The following is a 607-nucleotide window of genomic DNA, read 5'->3' on the forward strand; positions in this document are numbered from 1 at the left end:
GCCATGTTAATCAGCGCCATCAGCCAGCTCATGACCAAAAAGGGGRTATTACCGACTTTGTGACTCAAAACCACGTGAGCAAAGAATGCTCCGGGCCAACCGCCAATCAATGCCAGAATATAAAACAACATTTCTGGTACTCTTGGCTTGCTCTCCTTGGCGGCAGAGACATCAAATGCGCAAAGCACGAACATGACTGCACTGATAAAAAAGTAATGTAGAACCGCTAATGCGGGGTAACGGAATAACCAAATACCCGCAAAACAGCAGTGAGAAAATAATGGCCACCCCGATTGCAAAAGAGAACACAAACGCTTTTTGTACAGCCACCGCGACGACCTGTCCGTGTTTGTTTCGCTCCACTTCGAACGTCACCACATCGTCTAAGGTAGCACTGCCGATCACTTCTGCTTTATTGAAATAAACCATCTCTCCCGAACCGTCGATTTTAATAAAACCATTACCTTTGTCTTGGCTCCATTGAGCGATTCTTCCTTTGTACGCCATACTTATGCCCCAAAAGTGATTGATTTAACAGAACACAGCTCTCCTAGTGGATAAGTATAGGTCAGAATTCGACGGGCATTGGGTATATACTCAAACTAAT

At 45.0% G+C, this 607-nt stretch carries 2 protein-coding genes; both read right to left on the reverse strand.

Annotated elements, in window-relative coordinates:
* On the reverse strand, positions 1–194 hold a 194-nt coding region (locus CIK04_RS34265), incomplete at its 3' end, for a DUF1294 domain-containing protein (protein ID WP_325205878.1).
* Positions 172–507 (reverse strand): hypothetical protein, encoded by a 336-nt coding sequence (locus CIK04_RS26930; RefSeq protein WP_325205879.1) that lies wholly within the window; start codon positions 505–507, stop codon positions 172–174. The genes CIK04_RS34265 and CIK04_RS26930, both read right to left, overlap by 23 nt.
* Between the last annotated feature and the right edge of the window lie 100 nt (positions 508–607).

This window comes from Vibrio sp. 03_296, assembly GCF_002265885.1.